We start from the raw sequence: 24922 nt of genomic DNA, 5'->3' as shown, positions 1-24922 counted from the left end.
AGTGTGGGGTGTCAGTTAAACCACTAGTAATGGTTTTACGGTATGGAATTCATCAAGTTCTTTTTGAATTTTTAGATTTAAATGGATGTATCCATTGAGCCAAACTTTTGAATTCTAGTAGTGGCCAAAACCTCTCCTTGAAGACTGTTTTCCCTCTTATTGCTAATTTTGTCGAAATATATACTAAAGTTCGTAGATAGTATAGAAAAGTAAGACTAATAAGTTTATACTATAAATTCTAGTCTAAAGACCTACACCTGTTATACTTTTTAGTTCTTATAGATTAGTGAATGCTTTTTTATTAATTTTACGGGGAGGATAAAAGAATGAAATTCAATTTGCTTACATTTTTAACTAAAACGATTAAACGGAAGCTTCTAACTGTTTCCATTTTATTGTTGACGATTCCATTAATCGTTTTAAGCGTATTTAGTTATGAAAAGAGTAGTAGTAGTTTAGATGAACTGGGTCAAACGAATTTAAAAAATAGTGTGGAACAAACGCTTGAAATGATGGAAGTCCTCAATCAGCAAGTAGAAGAAGGCAAACTTTCCCTTGAGGATGCGCAAGAAAAAGTAAAAATAGCGATATTAGGAGAAATGGGAGAAGACAGTACACGACCAATTAACAAAAATATTGATTTAGGTGACAATGGCTATATGTTCATTACTGATCGCGAAGGGACTTTTGTTGCTCACCCTTCTAAAGAGGGGCAGAACCTTTGGGATAAAAAGGATGAGAATGGTACATATTATGTCCAGGAATACATTAAAAAGGGCATCAATGGAGGAGGATATACCGATTTTATCGCTCCATTTATTGATAACCCAAATAAATTCGGAGAGAAAATTTCCTACTCCAAAGAATTCCCAGAATGGGGTTGGGTAGTGGTATCAGGTACTTATATGGTTGATTTTAATAAACCTGCTGGTGAAATCCTATCTTTAAATTTCATTGTGATGGGAATTACGCTTCTAATTGGTATTGTAATCATTTGGCTATTTGCGAATAATGTGACGAATCCGATTAAAAAGGTAACGGGACAAATGACTCATATCGCTAATGGGGATTTAACAGTTGGTGAACTGGATATTAAGTCAAAAGATGAAACGGGGCAATTAGCCAATGGGCTCAATGACTTACATACTAATTTAAAAAATATGATTCAAAATATCTCAAATGCCTCCCAGCTAATTTCGTCTCATAGTGAGGAAATGACACAATCTGCAAATGAAGTAAAAGTAGGAACAGAACAAATCTCCAAAACAATGGAGGAAATTGCATCTGGCACCGAATCGCAAGCAAATCTGTCTGGTGATCTTTCAACTTCAATGGGGATGTATGTGGAAAAAGTAGAAGAAGCAAATGACAATGGTGAACGAATCTATCAGTCTTCAAATGAAGTATTACAATTGACCGAAGATGGTGCCCAATTGATGCGACAATCTGTTGAGCAAATGTCAAATATCGATCGTATCGTCAAAGATTCCGTTGTTAAAGTACAGCAGTTGGATGTTCAATCCAATGAAATTTCTAAATTAGTTACAGTTATAAAAGATGTAGCTGAACAAACGAACTTATTGGCTCTTAATGCGGCGATTGAAGCAGCACGTGCTGGTGAACATGGACGTGGGTTTGCAGTTGTTGCAGAAGAAGTGAAAAAGCTCGCAGAAGAGGTGTCCAAATCTGTAAAGGATATCACACAAATTGTTAGTAGAATTCAAGGGGATACATCTGGAGTGGTAGACTCATTGCAATCGGGGTATTCAGAAGTCGAAAAAGGGACGAACCAGCTGAAAACAACGGGTGAGAAGTTTAGTAAAATTAATGATTCTGTTAAAGAAATGGCTTCGGCAATTAGCGTCGTTAGTAATCATTTAACGATGATGAAATCCACTAGTCAAGAAATGAATTCTTCCATAGAGGAGATTGCGGCTATTTTGGAAGAATCTGCAGCTGGTGTCGAACAAACCTCTGCCTCTGCTCAGCAAACAAGCAGTTCAATGGAAGAAGTTGCATCGAGTTCCGAAGAGCTTGCGAAACTAGCAATTGAGTTAAATGATTTGGTGAAGCAGTTTAGGGTCTAGAATAGTAAGAGGTGGTCAATTTTTAAAATTAATGTAAGTTTTAACAAAATATAAAGAGAACAAATAAAAAACAGCATCTCAGAAGATGCTGTTTTTATTTAATAAACGAACCAGGACTCTTGTGTGCGGTTGTATGGCGGGATCGGGCTAGATTGTTTCCGAAATGCATCCATTTATAATAACCCACCAATTGGAAATACTGTATAAACAGATTATAAAATGGAGGCTAGAATTATGCCTGAATTGCCGGAGATGGAAACATATAAAACATTACTGGGTTCATTGGTAGGTGGGAAAAAAATTTCGGATGTTGAGATTGGACGGGAAAAGTCTATTAATGTACCAGTTGAACGGTTTATTGCACAAGTTTCAAATCAAACGATAAAAACGATTACGAGAAGAGCGAAATATTTAATTTTCCAACTACAGGATGATTCATGTTTACTGTTACATTTAATGCTTGGAGGGTGGATGTTTTTTGGTAAAGAAGAAGATAAACCAAGCAGGACCATTCAAGTAAAGCTTTCCTTTGGAGAACAACATTTATATTTTATTGGACTGCGTTTAGGTTACTTGCATCTTTTATCACCAGAAGAGATAAAGAAAGAGTTTGAAAAACTAGGACTAGAAGTACTTGATCCCGATTTCACATTGGATACCTTTCAACAGCTAATGGAAAAAAGAAAGGGAATGATTAAAACAACATTAATCAATCAAGAAGTGCTAGCTGGAATAGGGAATGCATATTCTGATGAGATTCTTTGGCATGCAGAGATTCGCCCTGATAAAAAAATGAATGAGTTAGACGATGAGCAATTAACTCGGGCTTATCATTCGATTCAGTTTATTCTAAAAAAAGGAATCGAACAAGGTGGGTATATGGAAAACCCGTTGTATAAGGGAGATGGCAAAACGGGAGGTTACCAATTCTATGTTTATGACAGAGAAGGTACTGAATGTTCCCGTTGCAATACCCCCATTTTAAAAGAAGAAATTTCTTCACGGAAAACTTTCTTTTGCCCTAATTGTCAAAAATAGAGTGCATTTTATATAAACTTGTGAATATGAAAGTCTTGGAACGCTTCCTAGCTTTACAACATTCATGTGTTGCCAAAGAGGTCCACACATGATGAAGCAGTTTCGTGCTGGAACTAGCATAAATTGACATACGGTGTATCAGTTGGTAGTATGTGTAGTAACAAACTGAATAGTAAATATTGCGGGGGGACTCTTCGGAGTTGAGAAGGTTAAAACCTGACTCTTTGAACCTGTCAGTTAACACTGGTGTAGGGAAGCGATTCATTAGATTTATAAGCAATAATTTGAATTGTGCTTTCCCATTTTTATTTAATGGGAGAGCATTTTTTTATTATATAGAGCCTAAGTGAATTCATACCTTAATCCCCTGTTTTGTTGATCTATTCGTTCGTATAAAGAATGGAAATAGAGAGGTGTTTGCAAAGTGGTTAACAAGCAAGAGATTCAAAGTAAAATGATGCAGGCGGTTGAAGCGGTAAGAGGGACGAATCCGATGGCAGGTTCGATTACGAACACTGTAACGATTAATCTTGTAGCAAATGCACAGCTTGCTGTTGGTGGATCTGCCGCTATGGTGTACTTGCCAGATGAGGCGGAGTTTTTGGCAAAAGCTGGCGGAGCTATGTATATCAATGTCGGAACGCTGTTACCGATTTATGAGGAGACGTTACCTTATGTAGCGAAGGTGTTGCATGAAACAGGAAAGCCATGGGTATTAGATCCTGTTGCTGTGGGGATAGGTTCACTTAGAACAAAGCTGTTACAACGATTTAAGGCATATAAGCCAACAATTATTAGAGGAAATGCTTCGGAAATTATCGCATTAGCTGGTTTATGGGGATTAGACGGAGGTACAGAACAATCGAATGTTCGCGGTGTTGATTCTACGGATTCAGTAAGTGGGGCTAAAGCAGCAGCTATTGCGCTTGCTAAGTGGACAGGAGGCGCTGTTGCTGTGTCGGGTGAAACAGATTTAGTAACAGACGGCGCTATGGTGGCTGTCTCTTATGGAGGTTCCCATTTTATGGAGAAAATTACGGGTGCAGGATGCTCGTTAGGTGGGGTAGCAGCTGTCTACGCTACAGCAACATCCCCATTCATTGCGGCACTTACCGCCACTACGGTGTACAATGTAGCCGGTAAACGGGCTGAACTTAAAGTGGATGGTCCAGGAAGTTTCCAAGTTCAGTTTATAGATGAATTATATAAAGTAACGGCGGAAGACATTGCGAACAATTTATTTGATATAGAGGAGGTTTCATTTTTATGAATACATTAGTTGCAGTAGCTATTGCGCCTTTTGGAGTAGGCGATGAATTGGCAGAGGAAGTAGCTGAAGTTGTGAAAGTGATTCGGAAGTCAGGATTACCAAATCGAACGACATCGATGTTTACGGAGATTGAGGGCGAATGGGACGAAGTAATGAAAGTAGTGAAAGAGGCGACATTTGTCCTTGCGGAGAAGGGAATTCGAACGGAAGTAGTGTTAAAAGCAGATATTCGACCAGGATATACAAATACGATCAATACGAAAGTAGATAAAGTAAATGATATTTTAGGAGGATAAAATGAGTATTGTAAAAAAACTTGATATTTCCAAATACTTAGTGATAGGTCCGGAAAATACGAAAGGTCGTCCAGTTGCCACAATTATTAAAGATGCGGTGAATGCAGGGTTTACTTGTATCCAAATTCGTTCCAAAGTTGCCTCTGCGAAGGAATTGATTCAGCTAACACGTCAAGCGGCAGAAGCCATTGAAGAAGCTGGAAAATCCAAAGAGGTTGCGCTCCTTGTAAATGACCGACTAGATATTGTTTTAGCTGCGAGAAAACAAGGGATTAAAGTGGATGGTATTCATGTGGGACAAACAGATATACCAGTAGATGTTTGTCGTGAATATTTAGGTGAAGAGCTCATTGTCGGTTTATCTGCCCGAGCAGATGAATTATTTGAATATATAAAAACAGCGGATGTTTCTCAACTTGATTATTTTGGTGTCGGACCATTACGTGAAACACAAACAAAACCTGATTGTGGACTTGGAAAAGATGGCAGGGTCATTACAAGAAGTTTTGATGATATCGCTAAAATCTCTGAGCTTAGTTCGATTCCGGTAGTCGTAGGCGGTGGTGTTAAGCTTGCTGATATACCTTCCCTTGCCCAAACTGGAGCGGATGGTTTCTTTGTTGTGTCAGCTGTGACGGAGGCTGATAATCCAAAACTAGAGGCAACAAAATTAGTGAATGCCTGGAACGATTATAAATCTAGGGAAAAGTGTTCGGTTAACTGAGTTATTAATATATGCCGATACTTGATGTTCTTAAAAGAAGACAAATGCCTATTTGGCGTTGTCTTCTTTTATGTTCCTTATTACAAATTAAGTGAGATAATATTTACATAATGGGAAATGTGAGGCTACCACAAGGAACTAAAAAAGATCCTATTAGTAGTTTAAATTACGAAAATCGCCGCGTTACTGCTTGCACTATTTTTATTGATTTATGTAAATAAATTTGTTGGAGAAAAGAGAAAATAAACTTAGTAAAGCAAAACTTCCACAGATAGTTTATAGGGGCATGTCTTTTTACAATGTCAACTTCTTCTCATTTTATATTGTTTACTAAAGTTTTCGACCCCAATATTTTTTGACAAACTAAAATGTCTGAGTGTATTGTCTTTGATAATAGGTTACTGAACATGATATAAGTGTAAAAGAAGTTTTTTACGATAAGTTTGATGTTTTATAGATAATGAGAGGATTTGAGTTTGAAGATGAAAGAAAATTTTTGGCTTGATTTACCGCGGCCATTTTTTGTACTTGCACCAATGGAAGATGTGACGGATGTTGTTTTTCGTCATGTCGTAAGTAAAGCAGGTAGACCGGATGTATTTTTTACGGAGTTTACAAATACGGAAAGCTATTGTCATCCAGAAGGAAAGAAAAGTGTGCGCGGGCGTTTGATTTTTACAGAGGACGAACAGCCAATTGTTGCACATATATGGGGGGATAAGCCCGAATATTTCCGTCAAATGAGTATTGGGATGGCCGAGTTAGGATTTAAAGGTATTGATATTAATATGGGTTGTCCTGTACCGAATGTTGCCTCTAGAGGAAAGGGAAGTGGCCTTATACTTCGACCAGATGTAGCTGCTGAAATTATTCAAGCAGCAAAAGCGGGGGGACTTCCAGTAAGTGTGAAAACAAGACTGGGTTATACAGAAATAGATGAGTGGAAGGAATGGCTAACGCATATTTTAAAACAAGATATCGCCAATCTTTCGATTCATTTACGTACACGAAAAGAAATGAGCGCTGTAGATGCCCATTGGGAACTAATTCCGGAAATTAAAAAGTTACGGGATGAAGTGGCACCCAATACGCTGCTCACAATCAATGGAGATATTCCTGACCGTCAAACAGGTCTGAAGCTCGTAGAACAGTACGGTGTGGATGGCGTCATGATCGGTCGGGGGATTTTTAAAAATCCTTTCGCTTTTGAAAAAGAGCCGAAAGAGCATAGTAGTAAGGAGTACTTAGACCTTTTAAGATTGCAGTTAGATCTACATGATCAATATAAAGAAGAATTGCCACGTCCAGTGACAGGGCTTCATCGTTTCTTCAAAATTTATGTCAAAGGATTCCGTGGTGCAGGCGAACTAAGAAATCAATTAATGAACACAAAAACAACGGATGAAGTACGTGCATTACTTGATCATTTTGAAGCTAATAATATGGATTAATACTATATAAGGAAAAACAACAGTCTAACTGGCTGTTGTTTTTTTCTTTGAAAAGGGAAGTTTTATGTTAACTAAAATATAAATCAGGTTGACGTAATGATGCTGTTTCAATATACTATTTCTAACATTGGTTATAGGGAGGTATATGATGACTACTACTATCACTAGAACAAATAATCATTCACGCACTTTACGTATGGTACAAATTGCAATGTTTTCCGTATTGATGATGATTGGTGCCAACATTTCCTCATTTTTGATTATCGGTGGTGTACCAATTACCCTTCAGACATTCTTTGCGATAATAGCCGGAATTTTATTGGGTAGTCGCACAGGAGCTGTTGCTATGCTTTTTTATCTTTTTATTGGACTAGCTGGGTTACCGGTATTCGCCAAGTTTTCAGGAGGTATAGATTCACTCGTTACACCTACTTTTGGGTTTATTCTTTCATATGTTATCGTTGCTTACATAGTTGGAGCAATCGTTCGGAAGTTTCCTACAACAAAAGGATTTGTAATTGCTGCATTGGCTGGAACAGCTATAAATTATTTAATAGGAACCAATTGGATGTATGTTGCATATAAGTTATGGTTTGAAGCACCGACAAACTTTACTTATCAAATGGCTTGGGCATGGATGATGGTCCCATTACCAAAAGATATAATTTTAGCTATCTTTGCCGGAATATTCGGCTATCGACTAAAGCCAATTGTACAAAAGTATAAGAAATGATGTTTAGCAAAAAAGGGAGGATCAAATGCTTATTCATGGCCATGAAATAAAAGGGAAAGGCATCGATAAAGAAACACGGTGTTTGCATTATCATTCTGAAATTGATCGAATTGCAATTAAATTTTACTGTTGCGATACATATTTTCCGTGCTTCTCCTGTCATGAAGAAGTAGGTTGCACCAATCCACAAATTTGGCCGAAAAATCAATTTCACCAAAAGGCTGTGTTATGCGGGACATGTGGATATGAACTTACTATTAATGAATATTTATCTTGCAATTCTACATGTCCATCCTGCAAAAGTGCATTTAATCCAGGTTGTAACATTCATCAACATTTATATTTTGAAGTGTGAATATTGCCACACATACTTTGAAAATCTAGCAGACCAAGTTCCGTTTCATCATATGGAACTTGGTTTACTACGAAGAATCCCATTTTTCATAAGTGATTTTGTAACTTTGTCCTCTAAATGTTATTAATTGTTTCTCCATCATTTCAAGTGAATCATGTTGTTCAGCAACTATTTAATAGGTAAAGATTCCTGAAAGAGTTCCTCTATTAGTTTGCAATTTGCCTATCTTTTATATGGGGTTTTATACTATTTATAATGGATGAACGAAGGTGAATGGTTTTCATACATCCGAAAAATGAAAGAGGGGTGCTCCTATTTTGACAAAGGGGAATATGAATCCTAAAGTGGATGAATTTCTAAATAAAGCTGAAAAATGGAAGGCTGAATTTGAAGAGTTAAGAGCGATTGTTCTTGAATGTGGGCTAACTGAGGAATTTAAGTGGATGCATCCTTGCTATACTTATAAGAAAAAGAACATTGTATTAATACACGGATTTAAAGAATATTGTGCACTACTGTTCCACAAAGGGGCTCTATTAAAGGATAACCATGGGATTTTGATCCAACAAACAGAGAATGTACAAGCAGCCCGCCAGATTCGGTTTACGGATGTCCAAGAGATTGTTGAGATGGAAAATATTATAAAAGAGTACATTCATGAAGCTATTGAAGTTGAAAAAGCTGGTTTGGAAGTGGAGTACAAAAAAGATACGGAATACGTCATTCCAGAAGAATTTCAAGTGAAATTAGATGAAAATTTCGACTTGAAAACTGCTTTTGAAGCATTAACTCCTGGACGTCAAAGAGCATACATTTTTCACTTCTCCCAACCAAAACAATCGAAAACACGGGCAGCAAGAGTTGAAAAATATATCCCACAAATTTTGAATGGTAAAGGATTAAAGGATTGCACTTGTGGACTATCTAAAAGAATGCCAAACTGTGATGGTTCTCACAAAGCTGTTCGTTAATCTAGTCTTCATTGCGTACTTTCAACTCTTATTAAACAACGAATTCCTATTTTTGGAATTCGTTTTTATTAATTCTTTTAAAACCACGTGCTCTGCACGTGTGAAAATATACTTTTAGAGTGGTAATGGAGATGGAATTAAAAACTCCTCTCGATATAATGAAAATGGCCGTCAAACCAAATTCAAATCGAGAGGAGTTTTGCTCAATGTCGAGCGACAATAGTTTATCACACACAAGATGGAATTGTAAGTATCACATAGTTTTTATACCAAAATACAGAAGGAAAGTAATCTACGGTGAATTAAGAAAAGACATCGGAGCGATTTTAAGACGTCTATGTGAAATGAAAGACGTAGAACTCATAGAAGGACATGCAATGCCAGATCATATACATATGCTGGTTAAAATTCCTCCAAAATTATCCGTATCACAATTCGTAGGCTATTTAAAAGGAAAGAGTTCTTTAATGATTCACGATAGACATGCAAATTTAAAATATAAACACGGAAATCGAACGTTTTGGGCAAAAGGATATTATGTCACTACAGTAGGTCTTAACGAAAAAGCGGTAGCAAAATACATTAGGGAACAAGAAGCTGAAGATCGATTACGTGATCAAATGACGAGTAGAGAATATATAGACCCATTTAAACGAGATTAAAGAACAAATACGGTTGACGGTCAATTAAAAAAGCCCCTTTAGGGGCAGTTAGTAAGGAGCCCTTATAGGGCGTTACTAAAACCGCCTGTTTTACAGGCGGATATTTATTTTTTTAAATAAAAGTGAAACATTTTATAAAGTTAAATCGTTATATTACTAATGTAAAAAGTGATAAGATACAAACATTTTATCGTAAAAAAAGTAAACAAAAAATGAATGTTTATTTGACAGAACACGTGTATTAGGTGTACTATATATTTCTGTGAATTGATTGGTAATATTACAGTTTACCAAATTCATCATTTAATGTAAAACTTAAATAACTTGAAAATAGTCTTATTTTTTTAGTCTATTTGACTAAAAGGAAGGTGTTCAAAATGGAAAGTTTAAATAATAAAAAAGAAGGCTTTTTAAACAAATTTTTTGGTCTTTATTTATTAGCTGTCCTTATGCTATGGATGAAAACATATATTACGCAAGTAACCCAATTCCATTTAGATGTTGATGGATTCCTGCAACAATTTCTATTGTTTATTAATCCATTAGGTTCAGCTATGTTGTTTCTTGGGTTTGCATTTGTCTTTAAAGGGCGTGGGAAATATACGTTACTCGTTGTGATGTACACGCTACTATCTATTCTTTTATACGCAAATGCGGTTTATTATCGATTTTTTAGTGACTTTATTACATTACCGACCATTTTCCAAACGCAAAACTTTGGAGATTTAGGTGGAAGTATTGTTTCCTTATTAAAACCTTACGATATTTTATTCTTTGTTGATGTATTTTTATTGATTTACTTATGTGTATCTAAAAAAATACAAAAGGATTACACTAGAGTTGGGTATAAAAAAGCTGTAGCAGTAATAGCTTTTGTAATTGGTTTATCGGTTATCAATTTAGGACTAGCTAACGTGGATCGTCCTCAATTATTAACACGTGGTTTTGATCGAAACTATATTGTGAAATATTTAGGAATGTATAACTATACGATGTATGACGCTGCTGAAACGATTAAGGCGTCTTCGCAAAGAGCGCTAGCTGATAGTGATGATATGACGGAAGTAATCAACTATACAAGATCCAATTATGCAGAACCGAACCCTGAATATTTTGGTGCAGCAAAAGGTATGAATGTAATCTATATTCATTTAGAGTCCATCCAAGACTTTTTAATGAACTATAAATTAAACGGTGAAGAAGTAACACCATTTTTAAATTCATTAATTAAAGATCAAAACACACTTTACTTTGATAATTTCTATCATCAAACAGCTCAAGGTAAAACTTCCGATGCTGAATTTATGTTAGAAAACTCTTTATTTGGTTTACCACAAGGATCTGCCTTTATAACAAAAGGTCAAAATACGTACCAAGCAGCTCCTGCCATTTTAAAAGAAAATGGTTATACATCTGCAGTGTTCCATGGGAATAACGGAACTTTCTGGAACCGTAATGAGATTTATAAATCCTTCGGTTATGACCATTTCTTTGATGCGAATTACTATGACACAAGTTCTGAACAAGATATGGCGGAATACGGTTTGTTAGATAAACCATTCTTTGAACAATCAACGGAACTGTTAAAATCTTTACCTCAACCTTTCTATACGAAATTTATTACGGTTGGGAACCATTATCCGTATAAAATTGACCAAGAGTTAACAACGATTGGAAAAGCTACTACTGGCGACCCAAGTGTGGATAATTACTTCCAAACTGCTCGTTATGCAGATGAAGCGATTGAACAGTTCTTTACACAATTAAAAGAATCAGGTTTATATGATAACAGTATGATCGTTCTTTATGGTGACCATTATGGTATTTCAGAAAATCATAATCGAGCGATGGAACAAATTATCGGAAAAGAAGTAACACCTTATGAAAGTGCTAATTTACAACAAGTACCTTTAATTATTCATGTTCCAGGAATGGAAGGTGGAGTGAATCATACTTACGGAGGTCAAATGGACCTTCTTCCAACTTTGTTACACTTACTTGGAATTGATTCACAAAATTACGTTCAATTTGGTACCGATTTATTATCAAAAGAACACAATGAACTAGTACCGTTCAGAAATGGCGACTTTGTCAGCCCAACCATTTACTCAATTGATGATAAATTATATGATGCAAAAACAGGTTTACCATTAGAGGACCCTGACGATAGTCTATTGGAAAAAGCAAATGAGTTTGAAAAAGAAGTAGAATACAAACTACAATTATCTGATAAAGTCGTAAATGGTGATTTATTGAGATTCTATACACCAATAGGATTTACACCAGTCGATCCATCTCAGTACAATTACAGTAAGGTAACGACAGAAGAAACAGATGAATATTAAAATACGAAAACGAGGCTGGGACAAAACCCACCTCTGAAATGAAAAGCCGGTGAAATTTTACGATAAGTAAAATTTCACCGGCTTTGATTATTTTAAATAAAAAATAAGGACCACTTCTGATAAAATTAAGTCACCACAACAAAATTATACAGAAAGAAGGATCCTTATGTTTAAAGATTATAACATGAATCAACTCGTTTTGCCTTTAGATTTAGAAGTAAAATTACAAAATAATGATATTGCTTTCCATATCCATCATCTAGTTGAAAGTATCCCTCATGAAGCGTTCGAACCATTTCTACGAAATGAGGGGTGTCCTGCCTATCATCCACGTATGATGCTTAAAATTATCTTATGTGCCTATACACAATCTATCTTCTCAGGACGGAAAATTGAAGCCCTATTAAAAGACAGTATCCGAATGATGTGGCTAGCCCAAGGATATGAACCAAGCTACCGTACAATCAACCGATTCCGTATTCAACCAGAAGTGAAAGATTTAATTCGTCAATGTTTCGTTCAATTCCGTTGCCAATTGATTGAAGAAAAGCTTATTGATCAAGAAGCGATTTTTATCGATGGTACAAAAATTGAAGCAAATGCGAATAAATTTACGTTTGTTTGGAAGAAAACCATTGAAAAATATCACCAAAATTTAATTGAAAAGTCAAACCAGCTATACAATGAGCTACTAGAGAGTGAAATCATACCTGAAATTCAACGTGAAAGCGATAAACAGTTATCATTGGAAGAACTCGCTCAATTAGTTCAAAAAGTGGACGATGTCGTAACTGAATATGATAAACAAATTGAAACATCATCAGATGTTCTAGAACGAAAAGCCTTAAGAAATAAACGTAAATACCCGAAACAATTACGCAAGCAGTTGATTGATTTTGTCCTACGTAAACAAAAATACGAAAGAGACTTTGAAATCTTTGGTACACGCAATAGCTATTCTAAGACAGATTCAGATGCGACGTTTATGCGAATGAAAGATGATTATATGCAAAACGGACAATTAAAAGCTGGATATAATGTACAAATCGCAACGGAAGGTCAATATACGCTTGCCTATAGTATATATACAAATCCAACAGATACACGTACGTTAATTCCATTTCTAGATGAGATTGAGCAGCATTATTTTGAGTTACCAAAACACATTGTTGCAGATGCAGGTTACGGTAGTGAACAAAACTTTCATGATATCCTTTCGAATAGAAAACGAGAAGCACTTATTACGTATAGTATGTATTTGAAAGAACAAAAGAAAAAGTATAAACAAAACATATTTAATCCCGATAACTGGACGTATGATGAAGAAACCGATACATATACATGTCCTAATCAAAAACGTCTTGAATTTCAATATTATTCTGTCCGTAATGACCACACAGGCTTCCAACGGAAGCTCAAAATTTACGAGTGTGAAGACTGTTCGGGATGCCCATTCCGTTCATCGTGTACCAAAGCTAAAGAAGGCAACAATCGAAAATTAATGGTAAATGAAAAATGGGAACAGCAAAAAGAATATGTAAGAGCAAAGCTTTCAGAAGAGAAAACAAGTGCCATTTATCGAAGACGCAAAATCGATGTGGAACCAGTTTTTGGATTCTTGAAGGCTAATTTGCGTTTCACTCGATTTTCTGTACGAGGAAAATCGAAGGTAGAAAACGAAATGGGCCTCGCATTAATGGCTGTGAATTTAAGAAAATTCATGGCCATTAACTAAAGAAAAAAAGAATTTACATACAAAAATAGAGAAAGGTGAATTTGAGTTTCCTCAAATTCACCTTTCCCACTATTTGAAGCTAGTTATGTCCCAGCCTCGTTTTTTTTTTTTTTGTACATAAAAGTAGAGAACTAGAAGGTAATCGGGGATAAATTAGTACAGTTAAATTATGGTAAAATACTTACTGAATATAGTATAATGACATTAATTTACTTTTTAGTATGTTACTTTAAAAACAATCATTTATTTTAACAGATAGATTAATAGTGGGAAAGGAAATAACTATGGCTAAGAAAATTGCTGTTGATATATCGAAATTGGAACATGCCTCACAAGTTCTTAATACCCATGCGGTAAGCTACGAGTTACTTTACAAACAACTAATAAGCACAGCTATTTTGAATGGAACAGCTTGGCAAGGGATTGATAACTTAGAATATGTAAAGAAATTAACAAGATTATCAGGTGACTTCCAAAAGAATGTAAAAATAATAGAAGACTTTTCGAAGTCTATAAAAAAGAGTGCAAAAATATATCGAGAAACGCAAAGTGATATTATCAATGATGCAAAAAGATTAACAAACTAAGGAATGTTTGAACATAAGGTAAGGTGAAAAGAATGGGGATCAATGTGGGAGAAGCCGTTAGACAGGCTAATAAACTAGAAAATTATGCAGATAATTTAAGAGTAGCGAACAACAGTTTAGAAAGCCTCCAGTCAACGTTGAATAGTGCTTGGCAGGCAGATGAAATGGTTTATGTAAATCGTGCCATTAACGAAATCAATAAAGATTTATTAAATATAGTAAATCAACTCAATAAGGTAGAATCACAAATTGTCTCAACGGCATATGAAATTAAACGTGAAGAGGAAAGGGAAAAGGCGGAAAGGGAAGCAGCAGAAAGAGCGAAGGAAGAAGCGGCTAGAAAAAGATAAATAAAATGGAATTTCTAATCACGGTTAGAATTAAAATATGAAACTTTTTAATGAAAGAATGGGTTTAGTGGAGGACACTCATGTCAAAGATAAAAGTCGATATCGATAGAGTTAATGATTTGACCCCTAGCTTTTCACAAGTTACGACGAAAGTATCGAATACTACAGACAATGTTGCATCCATCCGATCTCAAATCGATTACCGTATTAAAGCACGACACGGAATCGGGGATCAATTGTACAAAATATCGAATGAATTACAAACGATTGAAAAGAATATGCAAAAGTTAGTATCCTTCCTTCAAAATTCGATGGATAAGTATGCAGAGGCTGAACAGAAAATTGCTAGGCAAGTACCTGAATTACCTAATATGATAGGGAAAAATAACAAAAGTATTGATGAAAATGATAGTATGAAAGTAACCGACGCCCAATCAAATACAAGTGAATCAGATGAATCTAATCCATTTATTGAAACGTGGAATAGCTTTAAAGAGATTGGGAAGGATTTTTTCGACGGACTTGAAGAACGTGGTGAAAAGGCGTTGGATTCCCCTTATGATTTCTTTAATTATCTCTCAATAGGAGCGTTAGACGGTCTGAATTCAGGGTTGAAAAGTCGAAATGAAAAGAAGTTCGACTCTACATATGACTTCTTCAATTATTTGACCCTTGGTTTCACTGATACAGCAAAAGAAGCTATTTTACCAGAAGATCCATTTTCAAAAGAACATTGGTTAAATAGTTTAGGAGTGGTTACAACAGTTGCTGGTTTAAAAGGTGCTACTCCGAAAACGGGAAGCCTTAAAAATGGTAATGATATAAAAGTTTCAACAAACAAGACTTCAGGGAGTGTCCAAGCAGGAATCGAGGATCTTTCCATTGATAAATATCTAAATCAAATAAAAAATAATATTCAAGAGCTAACAAATGTTGCAGGGAATGGACTCAACATGATGCCCGCAACCGGTGTTGCAACTGGTGCAGGAGTTACAATGATGAAGGGGCTAGATAATTTTCAAGGCCCTCCTAAAACTGCCATTAAAACAGAAAATATTGGCGATTCTACAAAGCCAGTTGATAAAGTTGATGAGGGAAATATTAAGGGTACGGGTGAATCTACTAAAAATGTAGATAAAATTGATTATGGAGCTTATTTGAAGAAAAATAAAGGTGATCCCCCAAGTGATATGTACGATCCTCATGCTCATCATATTGTATTTAAAAAAGGAAATGGAAAAGCTCAAAAAGAACTAGTAAAAGAAGGTCAAGACATATTAAGAGAATATGACATTGACCCAATTATTGGGCTTGAAAACCTAGTATGGGCTCCGAATAGAGTTAAGGGTCAGCATAGTATTGAAGCACTTAGAAATGTTGTAGATAATATTAAAAAAGTAAGGGATGCAGGTGGAGACAGAGAAGATATGGTAGAAATGCTTGAAAAACTCGGTGATATTGCCAAAAGAAGGAGATGATTTGGAAATGGATAGTAAACAGATTGCAAAAGACATTCGAACAGCTATAAAAAAAGGCGATTCGGATAAGATCGTTGAATTAATCGGCACTAATAAAGAATATCTAAATATGATGACCCCTTTTGGAACGTGGCTTCATGTCGCAGCTTCTAGAGGGGAGTTAGATATAGTAAAAAAACTAATAGAACTTGGTGTTAATATTAATACGCCTGGAGGGGTGTATGGTGGTGGGGCGTTGAATGAAGCTGCAACTGCAGGGCATATAGAAATAGTAAAATATTTATTATCTTGTGGAGCTCATATGGATGTAAGTGAGCCTGAGAGGAATCCTTTATTTGGTGCAATTAGTAATGGGCATGTCGATATTGTAAAATTATTAATAGAAAGTGGTATCGATACGAAAGTTAAATATAATGGTGAGACAATGAAAGAAATGGACGCATTAGCTTTTGCAAAAGAGCAAGGGCAAGAGGAAATCATAATGCTGTTAGAACATCATTATGGTTCGTCTGTTACTACAACAATGGACGATATTAATAAAGATCATCATATAGAGATATTAGAGCATATCGCAAAATACTTTGGTCCTGTAAAAAATACTATAAGTGAAACTATTCCTGGCAGTAGAGTATCAGTCAATATCCACATAATTCCACCGTCAATGGATAAAGATTTCTTAACGCTTATAACCACTGGTATGAGTGATCAACCTATGGATTATTCTAACGAAGAAGATGTATTTAAATATGCCGAATTGTTACTAAAATTACCTTCAAATTGGTTAGTTGAGAAAGACCACATTAAGGATCAAAACCATTATTGGCCTCTTGGTTGGCTGCGGAAAATTGCACATATTCCTCATATTTATGATGGGTGGTTAGATGAAGGTGTTATTCTTCCAAATGGAGAGCCTCCTCAACCATTTGCAACAAACACAAAATTATCATGTTTTATGGTATGTAAACCTCAAGAACTCGGACTAGAAACCGTTCTTACTAATCAGGGGAAAATTAACATTTATACAATAGTTCCAATTTATGAAGAAGAAAGAGAACTTGCAATGGTAAAAGGTTTTGAGTATCTATTAATGCGATTGAAGGATAAAGGAATCACAGACGTTTTGGATATACACCGGGTAAATGTTGGTATGTTGTAGCAGTAAATATAACAATTTAATTGAAGGCAACTAGCACAATAGCTGGTTGCTTTTTATTTTATAAAATTTTATTTGGTACATTCTGCTCCTCAACTGCATATAGTTTTTTAAGTTCATTAATCCTTTTTTTAGGTGGGTTCCACAATTAGCTGCCACTTACATTTATTTTTTTATAATTCATACTTTACCAATCGGTTTTTATGTATTATAGTTAATAATTGTTCATTATAATTCTAAAACTTTTTAAGGAGGAAACGATTTTGAATACGTTTTTGGTAATCGTTAATATCGCTATTTTAATAGCAATCATTGTCGGTTTATATATAATGCAAAAGAAACACGTGAAATTTTCAAAACGTGTTTTTGCAGGGCTTGGTTTAGGTATCGTATTTGGTTTCATTATGAATCTGATTTATGGTACAACATCAGAGGTCACTTCAACGACAATCCAATGGTTTAACATTGTTGGTTCTGGTTATGTTGGGTTATTACAAATGGTTGTCATGCCATTAGTATTTATCTCAATTATTGGAGCATTTACAAAAGTAAGTCTTTCAAAAAATCTAGGTAAAATTAGTGCTTACGGTATCGGGATTTTATTACTGACAACTGGGATTGCAGCGGCAGTCGGCATTGGTTCTGCCATTGGCTTTGGTTTAGAAGGGATTGAATTACAAGCAGGAGATGCGGAAAATGCACGTAATGCGGAATTGACAGAACGTGTGGCAACGGTTGAAGATATGACAATTCCTGAACAAATTCTTTCTTTCATTCCAACTAATCCGTTTGCAGATTTAGCTGGATCTCGTTCAACATCAACAATTGCTGTTGTTATTTTTGCATCATTTATTGGGATTGCATACTTAGGGATTAAACGTAAGCAACCAGAACAAGCTGAGTTGTTCAAAAAAATTGTGGATGCTTTTTACGCTATCATTATGCGTGTTGTTACTTTAATTTTACGTATTACTCCGTACGGGGTATTAGCTTTAATGGCAAAAGTCGCTGCGACAAGTGATTTTGAAGCGATTGTGAATTTAGGTAAATTCGTTATTGCTTCCTATGTAGCACTTATTGTTATGTTCTTAATACACTTAATCTTTATTAGTCTAGCAAAATTAAGTCCAAAAACTTATGTGAAAAAAGGGTTACCTGCTTTAACTTTTGCATTTACATCTCGTTCAAGCGCTGGTACATTACCTCTTAATATTAAAACACAAACGGATGGGTACGGTGTATCGGAAGGGGTAGCGAACTTTGTTGGGCCATTCAGTTTAACAATCGGACAAAACGGATGTGCAGGGATTTATCCTGCCATGTTAGCCGTAATGGTCGCACCAACTGTCGGCATTAATCCATTAGATCCAAGTTTTATCATTACTTTAATCGCAGTTGTTATCATCAGTTCATTTGGTGTAGCAGGTGTAGGTGGTGGAGCAACATTTGCTTCATTAATCGTACTTTCTGTATTGAACCTTCCTGTAGCGATCGTCGGTTTATTAATTTCTGTTGAACCGCTGATTGATATGGGCCGTACAGCATTAAACGTAAGTGGAAGTATGACATCTGGTATTTTAACAAGTAAAATAACAGGCGAATTTGATGAAAAAGTATATAACAATAAAGCTGGATTAGATGAAGCAGTTGAATCTTAATTTGAAGACTATTAATCTAGTATGAAAATCAGTAAAAAAGCGAGTTCCTCTATAGGAATTCGCTTTTTTGTGTTGTGCAACGTAAGTTTGTGAATAAATTAGTTCTTTTTATTTAGATTATGATTCTTTTGTTTTATTAAAATTAAATGAAAACTAATCAAATGGGTAAAAAGGCACGTGAAAATATACACATTACCGAATTATAATAAAAACTAACAGTTAACAAAAATTTCTTAAATTTTAATAAAAAGGAGATGTACTATGTCAAAAACATTAAACAGTCTTTGGATTTTGCTTTTACTCATTCCCAATGCACTATTATTGGGTAGTTTATTGACTCAACCAATCAATATTTTAGTTATTGCTTCCATTTTAACTTCTATTATTCTCTTATTGATTCTTCGAACGCAGATGAAAGGCATCGCTAAACAGAGTGAAACTCAAATAGAAGAACCAAATGATTCGTCTAAAGTAAAATCCATTAACTCAACTGAACCTGAAGCAATGGAATTAATGGAAGCGCTATTACCTAACCTCGAAAATTTCCAATCTAAACTGGCAGAGCTCGCAGTTTACGCTGAAAGATCTGAGATGGGTGCGTTAAAACAGGCAGAAAATGTTGAAAATAATACGAAAACGATGTTAGAAATTTCAAGCGGTATTGAGCAAATTGCAAAAAGCGCCCAAATTGTAGCGAGCACATCCCAGGAAACGAACGAGACAAGCTCTCAAGGGTATGAATCACTGGAAGTTGTAACAGCTCAAATGAATGCTATCAATAAGTCGGTAAATAACTTATCTCAAGTAATCAGTGATTTATCCCGATACTCAAAAGAAATTGGTAATATTGTTGGAACGATTACCGATATTTCCAACCAAACGAATTTACTAGCATTAAATGCAGCGATTGAAGCAGCAAGAGCTGGGGAACATGGTAAAGGCTTTGCAGTCGTAGCAGATGAAGTAAGAAAATTATCAGAAGAAGTGAAAGATTCGTCCAATGAAATTTCAAAAATCGTCTCTTCTATACAAGATACGATTGATCAATCCGTTTCTTATATGAATGAAGGGCAAGATACAGTCATGAATGGAATTACTGTCGTTTCAGATGTAAAAGAGAAATTTAGTTTAATTCAAGGAAAAATTACAGCAGTGTCTGATCAAATTAATGAAGTTTCAGCTGCAGTACAACAACTATCGGCAGGATCAGAGGAAATTACAAATAACGTGGAGATAACAAAACAATTCCAAGAATCTGGTGTCGCTGTCATCCAGAAACTAAATCGCCTTATTAAAGAAATGACGAAAGATGTAGAGCAGTTCAATTTTGCAACAAAAGATATGGTTAAGCATTAATAGTGAGAAGGAGGATGTTTTCGTGAATAATAGGGAATTGATTAATTGCGCAAATCAAAGTAAGTTTTATCAACAGAAACTTTTACATGTTAACACGGAACTATGGGAGTCCATTCCGTTTACAACGAAAAAAGAATTAAGAGAAGTAGATGAATATGACTTATTAGGTGTAGATCGTTCGCAAATTGCTACTTATCATGAAACAAGTGGAACATCTGGTAAACCATCTCCTAGCTGGTTTTCACATAACGATACTTTACAAGAGGCAAAATTATTAATGGACTCAGACTTGCAATTATCGGAAAACGATCTTATTTTAAATCGTTTCCCATTTGCTATTGCATTACCAGCATTTATCCTTTATTGGACAGCAAGGGAAGCAAAGGCTGGGTTTATTTCAGCTGATCAATGGAATTTAGCTGCTCCAATATCCCGCGTAGTCGAAATTTTACAAAAAACAAAACCTTCGATTCTCGCAATTGGTTCCAACGAAGCGATTAGACTTTATCACGTGGCGAAGGCAATGGGTGTTCAATTTCCTTTAGCAAATTTACGTGCATTAATCGTAGCGGGAGAATTAGTTTCACCATCTAGAAGAAAATATATTGAACAATTATTCGGAGTACCTGTACATATGCTGTTCGGTAGTACAGAAACGGGTTCCTTGTCCCTTTCTTGTAAAGAAGGTCATTTCCATTTAACCCATCCAAAAGTAAAATTTGAAGTGGTTGATGAACAAGGTCAAGTATTACCTTTCAATGAAAAAGGTTATTGTGTTCTATCAACAGCACGAGAAGGAATGCCACTTTTACGTTACTTTAATGAAGATATAATCGAAATTCAAGAAGACCATACTTGCAGTTGTGGTAATGAAACTCCTGTACTGATTCATTATGGAAGGGAAATTGAAAGTATAACGGTTCATGGAAATACATTTAGCTTTTACGATATACAGGAAGCTATCTATACGTTAAATGAAATTCCTTTCCAATGGCAACTTCAGCAAATTGATCAAACCGTGACGTTCTTCTTGCAATATACGAAAATTGTAGATGTATCGAGTATTTCGAAAGAGCTTTCTGACAAACTAGGATTGGAAGTTCTAGTGGAATTAAGCGAGCTTTATCCGATTGAAAACTATATTCAAAAGCCGAAACATACGAAAACAACGTATATTGAAAAAATCTTTACAGATGTTTTAGTGGCGGAATAATATTCTTAAGGGCATGTTTTGAACAGTTCGTTCATCCCATGCTCTTTTATTTTGGGGATATAGCCATTGTAGTTTTCGTACAACTGTACTAAAATTTAAACATGAGTACAAAAAATAATTCCAATAATAAAAAAGAAAAGTCTTTTATCGAGAAAGCTCGTAGAAATCAAATTGTGGAATGTGCGATTGAAACGATTGCAGAACTTGGTTATGCCCAAGCATCGGTAAGCCAAATTGCAAAACGGGCAAATATTAGTAAAGGGGTTATTACCTATCACTTTGCTAGTAAGGAAGAGTTATTAGAGCAAGTCGTCATTGATTATTACAATGCTTGTTTAGCCTATATTAATCCACAATTTGATTCTCACCTCTCTCCAAAAGAAATGTTATCGAAATACATTGAGGCAAATTTACATTTTATAAGTAAAAATGGAAAGCATGTATTTGCTGTCATTGAAATTGTGGCTAACGAGCGAACGGAAGATGGAAAACTACGCTTTGTAGGCGAATTGGATGAAAGAATTTTTCAACCAATTGAAAAGATTCTATTTTTAGGAATGGAGGATGGCACTTTCCGGGAGTTTACGCCTTTCTCAGCTAGAGTGATGGCAGTAACGATTCGAAACGTTATTGACGGATTTTGTATTGAGTTAATGAGAAACCCTGAAACTAACATTAATGACTATGTAAATGAGTTCGTTAAAATATTTGAATTGGCAACACGAAGTTAAATAGGAGAGGGTAGATGAGCGTGAATTTCTATGAGGTGACTTGTTTAAGTTGCAAACAAAAATATAAAGTATATGAAGGATCTAAGCAATATAAAGACGTTAAAGAAAGAAAAAGCAACTTATTTTGCTGCGAAGATTGTGGCCATAAAATCCGGATGGAAGCTATTAAAAACTTTTTAAATAAAATGAGGTAAGTTAATTGAGGTGATGAAGTATGAATGTCGTTGCAATAAATGAACTGTCTAAAGAAAAAGTAATCGAATTTTTTAAAGAACATTGGGGAAGTCCTCAAATGGTCATTTCAACAGGAATTTATGATTGTAGTACATTAGACGGCTTCGCGGTTTTAAAAGAAGATAAAATTATCGGTTTAATCACTTATGATATACAAAACGGTGAGTGTGAGATTATCTCATTAGATAGTGTCGAAGAAGGGAAAGGAATAGGTTCCGCCCTAGTTCAAGAAGTAGAACGACTTGCTTTGAATAAAAATTGTAACGTCCTTAAGCTCGTAACAACGAATGATAATTTATTAGCTTTAAAGTTTTATCAAAAGCGCGGATTTATTTTATCTCAAATTTTCAACAATGCCGTAGAGAAGGCAAGAAAACTGAAACCTGAGATTCCCCTTATAGGAAATGACGGCATTCCTATTCGAGATGAAATTGAACTGAAGAAATTTTTGAATGGTTCTTCATTATGAATAGGGGCATAAGCAATTGAATATTCAACGAATAAGAATTATCTTAATATTTTCAGCTTTATGTATTATTTTACTAATTGTCATTTTAGTGAAGAAGGATATTACAAAAGATACGGATTTTAATCCAATGATAACGACGGCTAAGGAAACAGTAAAGGTAGACTACAATACTCCTTTAACTAAGTTAGATGAGTCTGTTACAACGTTAGAAGAATACAGAGGTAAGGTTCTAATTATTAATTTTTGGGCATCTTGGTGTGGACCGTGTCAACAAGAGGCACCTCATTTAAAAGCATTTTATGACAATATGCCTGATAATGTTGAGCTATTAGCAATCAATATCACTTCATCTGAGATTCGTAAAAATATCGAGAAATTTATAGATTTATACGATTTAAAATTCCCAATCTTTTTAGACCTAGACAAGTCCCTTGAGAAATCCTTTAAGGTACTCACTTATCCAACAACTATTATTGTGGATGCAAATGGAATATTGAAGTATACAATAAAAGGACCAATAAATGAAAAACAATTAAAAAAACTTGTTACAAATCTTTAGTTGAAATTTATGTTCCTATTGACTGATTTGAATAGATAGATAAAAGTTACCCAAACTACTTTAAAACAGTATTTGGAGGAACACGATGACAAACGAAAAACAACCAAAACGAGACAATCGCTTTAATAATGTGGAACGTCTTCATGACATGATCGAAAACACCGAAAGAAAACTTCATGAAGCAGAAGTGAGTATGGAATTTGCAAGTCCAGAAGAACGGGAAATGTTGAAACAAAAAAATGAGCGCCGTAAACAATCGATTGAAGCGATGAATGCAGAAATGAAGGAAGAAATGGAAGCACGTAAAAAAGGTAAGATATAGAGGAGGAATTCTGGGAAAGTTATTCATTTTTTTAAAAAGAATTTAAGGGAAAATACCCTCTAAATTGATTGTTAAACATTTTAGAGGGTATTTAATTTATAAAGAATAGATGATTTATCTTCATTCTTATTAATTATTCTTTTTTGTAGTAGATTGGTTAACGAAACCGTCGACTTGCGATTTTAAATCTTCTACTAGTTCTTTTAGTGATTGTTTTTGTTCATCTGTTAATTTACTTTTAGTGTTCTCTAGATTAACACCATTTTTTCGGAGAACTTCACTAACTAGTAGGTCAACAACTTTGTTAGGAATTGCATTTGGATCCTTCATACGTATCACTCCTTAACATTAAGTAGCTCTAAATAGCATATGCAACGATTAGTTAAGAGGAAACGAAAGATTATTAGTTCCTCTTCGTGTTTTTCATAAAATTTAAGTATTATCCAAAAAACTTATGGTAAATTTTGATGCAAAAAATAATATCCCACGCAACATAAATGATTCGTATGTTACGTGGAAAAACTTCTCTCCCCATAAAAAATCGACTAATAAATAGGTTCCGATGATCATAAAATTGCCTATTTTGTTGTTGGGAAATGTTTTGTTTAGTACATAACCTAGTGATTAGCTTTAGGATATATTTAGAAGATTTCTCATGAGTTTTATATATTTCTATTTATCCGAGCTATTTTAGTGTCAATACTATAAGATATCTAATTTAGCAACAAGCGCTAGAAGAATTTGTAGCATTGCTTGGATATTCACTGATACATCAGTGTCAGTTGTGTTCACTGTAACATTTTTAGATGTTTCGATAATCGTTTTTTGAGTATTGCGTTGTTTTGTTTTCATGAACTGCAATAGATCTTGTGTAACAGCATTGCCTTGATCATCGTCACCGATTGTAATACTAATTACAATAGCAATTGCTGCTTGGATAGCTAGTTGTAAAGATATTGCAACTTGAGTATCTGTTGTATTAACATTAACACCTTCTGAATCCTTTACAATAATCCATTCAAAAGATTGTTGTGTCGTATTCATGACTTGATCGGCATTTTGCGCTGTATCGGAATCGATATTGCTGCTGTTATCGTCACAATGATCTAATGCTCTCCACTTTTTTTCTCCCATTCTTCTCACCT

At 35.0% G+C, this 24922-nt stretch carries 25 protein-coding genes and 1 riboswitch; of the genes, 23 read left to right on the top strand and 2 right to left on the bottom strand.

Features of this window, described 5'->3' with window-relative positions; translation table 11 throughout:
- Window positions 1-326: 326 nt before the first annotated feature.
- The 23 genes from MHH69_RS15865 to MHH69_RS15750 all read left to right on the top strand — a co-directional run bounded on the left by MHH69_RS15865 (window position 327) and on the right by MHH69_RS15750 (window position 23777).
- On the top strand, window positions 327-2087 hold the full coding sequence (locus MHH69_RS15865) for a methyl-accepting chemotaxis protein (protein WP_341362723.1): 1761 nt from the start codon (window positions 327-329) through the stop codon (window positions 2085-2087).
- Window positions 2088-2321: 234 nt separating this feature from the next.
- Window positions 2322-3125: a bifunctional DNA-formamidopyrimidine glycosylase/DNA-(apurinic or apyrimidinic site) lyase gene (mutM, locus tag MHH69_RS15860; protein WP_341362722.1), complete on the top strand. Its 804-nt coding sequence runs from the start codon at window positions 2322-2324 to the stop codon at window positions 3123-3125.
- A gap of 173 nt (window positions 3126-3298) precedes the next feature.
- Window positions 3299-3398: riboswitch (TPP riboswitch) on the top strand.
- Between the two features lie 151 nt (window positions 3399-3549).
- The gene (gene thiM, locus MHH69_RS15855; RefSeq protein WP_341362721.1) at window positions 3550-4395 is read left to right on the top strand and encodes a hydroxyethylthiazole kinase; all 846 of its coding nucleotides are present in this window, start codon (window positions 3550-3552) and stop codon (window positions 4393-4395) included.
- Window positions 4392-4691 (top strand): MTH1187 family thiamine-binding protein, encoded by a 300-nt coding sequence (locus tag MHH69_RS15850; RefSeq protein ID WP_341362720.1) that lies wholly within the window; start codon window positions 4392-4394, stop codon window positions 4689-4691. Before thiM ends, MHH69_RS15850 begins: the two co-directional genes overlap by 4 nt.
- Window position 4692: 1 nt before the next feature.
- Complete coding sequence (locus MHH69_RS15845) at window positions 4693-5415, top strand: thiamine phosphate synthase (RefSeq protein WP_341362719.1); 723 nt, start codon at window positions 4693-4695, stop codon at window positions 5413-5415.
- 482 nt (window positions 5416-5897) lie between these two features.
- Window positions 5898-6866 (top strand): tRNA dihydrouridine synthase, encoded by a 969-nt coding sequence (locus MHH69_RS15840; RefSeq protein ID WP_341362989.1) that lies wholly within the window; start codon window positions 5898-5900, stop codon window positions 6864-6866.
- Window positions 6867-7011: 145 nt separating this feature from the next.
- Complete coding sequence (locus MHH69_RS15835; protein ID WP_341362718.1) at window positions 7012-7599, top strand: biotin transporter BioY; 588 nt, start codon at window positions 7012-7014, stop codon at window positions 7597-7599.
- Window positions 7600-7624: 25 nt separating this feature from the next.
- Window positions 7625-7954: a CHY zinc finger protein gene (locus MHH69_RS15830; protein ID WP_341362717.1), complete on the top strand. Its 330-nt coding sequence runs from the start codon at window positions 7625-7627 to the stop codon at window positions 7952-7954.
- A gap of 317 nt (window positions 7955-8271) precedes the next feature.
- Entirely contained in the window at window positions 8272-8925 is a 654-nt protein-coding gene (locus tag MHH69_RS15825) for a DUF1801 domain-containing protein (RefSeq protein ID WP_341362716.1), read from the top strand.
- Between the two features lie 206 nt (window positions 8926-9131).
- Window positions 9132-9587: an IS200/IS605 family transposase gene (tnpA, locus tag MHH69_RS15820; protein WP_341362949.1), complete on the top strand. Its 456-nt coding sequence runs from the start codon at window positions 9132-9134 to the stop codon at window positions 9585-9587.
- Between the two features lie 377 nt (window positions 9588-9964).
- A complete protein-coding gene (locus tag MHH69_RS15815) occupies window positions 9965-11932 on the top strand; it encodes an LTA synthase family protein (protein ID WP_122973463.1) in 1968 nt (655 codons plus the stop codon).
- Window positions 11933-12098: 166 nt separating this feature from the next.
- Window positions 12099-13667 (top strand): IS1182 family transposase, encoded by a 1569-nt coding sequence (locus MHH69_RS15810; RefSeq protein ID WP_341361769.1) that lies wholly within the window; start codon window positions 12099-12101, stop codon window positions 13665-13667.
- Between the two features lie 284 nt (window positions 13668-13951).
- Window positions 13952-14254, top strand: coding sequence for a WXG100 family type VII secretion target (locus MHH69_RS15805; RefSeq protein ID WP_122973464.1), 303 nt, complete (start codon window positions 13952-13954; stop codon window positions 14252-14254).
- 32 nt (window positions 14255-14286) lie between these two features.
- A complete protein-coding gene (locus MHH69_RS15800; RefSeq protein WP_122973465.1) occupies window positions 14287-14604 on the top strand; it encodes a hypothetical protein in 318 nt (105 codons plus the stop codon).
- Window positions 14605-14684: 80 nt separating this feature from the next.
- Entirely contained in the window at window positions 14685-16082 is a 1398-nt protein-coding gene (locus MHH69_RS15795; protein ID WP_341362715.1) for an AHH domain-containing protein, read from the top strand.
- Window positions 16083-16089: 7 nt separating this feature from the next.
- Window positions 16090-17238 carry a suppressor of fused domain protein gene (locus MHH69_RS15790; protein WP_341362714.1) on the top strand — a complete coding sequence of 383 codons (1149 nt, stop codon included), beginning with the start codon at window positions 16090-16092 and terminating at the stop codon, window positions 17236-17238.
- A 260-nt stretch (window positions 17239-17498) separates the two neighbouring features.
- Window positions 17499-18893, top strand: coding sequence for an L-cystine transporter (locus MHH69_RS15785; RefSeq protein WP_191708804.1), 1395 nt, complete (start codon window positions 17499-17501; stop codon window positions 18891-18893).
- Window positions 18894-19154: 261 nt separating this feature from the next.
- The gene (locus tag MHH69_RS15780; protein WP_341362713.1) at window positions 19155-20249 is read left to right on the top strand and encodes a methyl-accepting chemotaxis protein; all 1095 of its coding nucleotides are present in this window, start codon (window positions 19155-19157) and stop codon (window positions 20247-20249) included.
- A gap of 22 nt (window positions 20250-20271) precedes the next feature.
- A complete protein-coding gene (locus MHH69_RS15775) occupies window positions 20272-21462 on the top strand; it encodes a phenylacetate--CoA ligase family protein (protein WP_341362712.1) in 1191 nt (396 codons plus the stop codon).
- A 101-nt stretch (window positions 21463-21563) separates the two neighbouring features.
- Window positions 21564-22193, top strand: a complete 630-nt coding sequence (locus MHH69_RS15770; RefSeq protein WP_341362711.1) for a TetR/AcrR family transcriptional regulator — start codon at window positions 21564-21566, stop codon at window positions 22191-22193.
- 214 nt (window positions 22194-22407) lie between these two features.
- Window positions 22408-22896 carry a GNAT family N-acetyltransferase gene (locus tag MHH69_RS15760; protein ID WP_341362710.1) on the top strand — a complete coding sequence of 163 codons (489 nt, stop codon included), beginning with the start codon at window positions 22408-22410 and terminating at the stop codon, window positions 22894-22896.
- A 16-nt stretch (window positions 22897-22912) separates the two neighbouring features.
- On the top strand, window positions 22913-23455 hold the full coding sequence (locus tag MHH69_RS15755) for a TlpA family protein disulfide reductase (RefSeq protein ID WP_341362709.1): 543 nt from the start codon (window positions 22913-22915) through the stop codon (window positions 23453-23455).
- An 85-nt stretch (window positions 23456-23540) separates the two neighbouring features.
- The gene (locus MHH69_RS15750; RefSeq protein WP_122973474.1) at window positions 23541-23777 is read left to right on the top strand and encodes a small acid-soluble spore protein Tlp; all 237 of its coding nucleotides are present in this window, start codon (window positions 23541-23543) and stop codon (window positions 23775-23777) included.
- Window positions 23778-23906: 129 nt separating this feature from the next.
- On the opposite strand, the gene MHH69_RS15745 is transcribed toward MHH69_RS15750, so the two are convergent.
- Together MHH69_RS15745 and MHH69_RS15740 are read right to left on the bottom strand one after the other, a co-directional pair.
- Window positions 23907-24107: a spore coat protein gene (locus MHH69_RS15745; RefSeq protein ID WP_122973475.1), complete on the bottom strand. Its 201-nt coding sequence runs from the start codon at window positions 24105-24107 to the stop codon at window positions 23907-23909.
- Window positions 24108-24479: 372 nt separating this feature from the next.
- Window positions 24480-24911 (bottom strand): spore coat protein, encoded by a 432-nt coding sequence (locus tag MHH69_RS15740; RefSeq protein WP_122973476.1) that lies wholly within the window; start codon window positions 24909-24911, stop codon window positions 24480-24482.
- Window positions 24912-24922 lie beyond the last annotated feature (11 nt).

It is taken from the genome of Ureibacillus sp. FSL E2-3493 (genome assembly GCF_038077515.1).
Classification (GTDB): domain Bacteria; phylum Bacillota; class Bacilli; order Bacillales_A; family Planococcaceae; genus Ureibacillus; species Ureibacillus halotolerans.
This window is presented reverse-complemented; position numbering and strand designations above follow the sequence as displayed.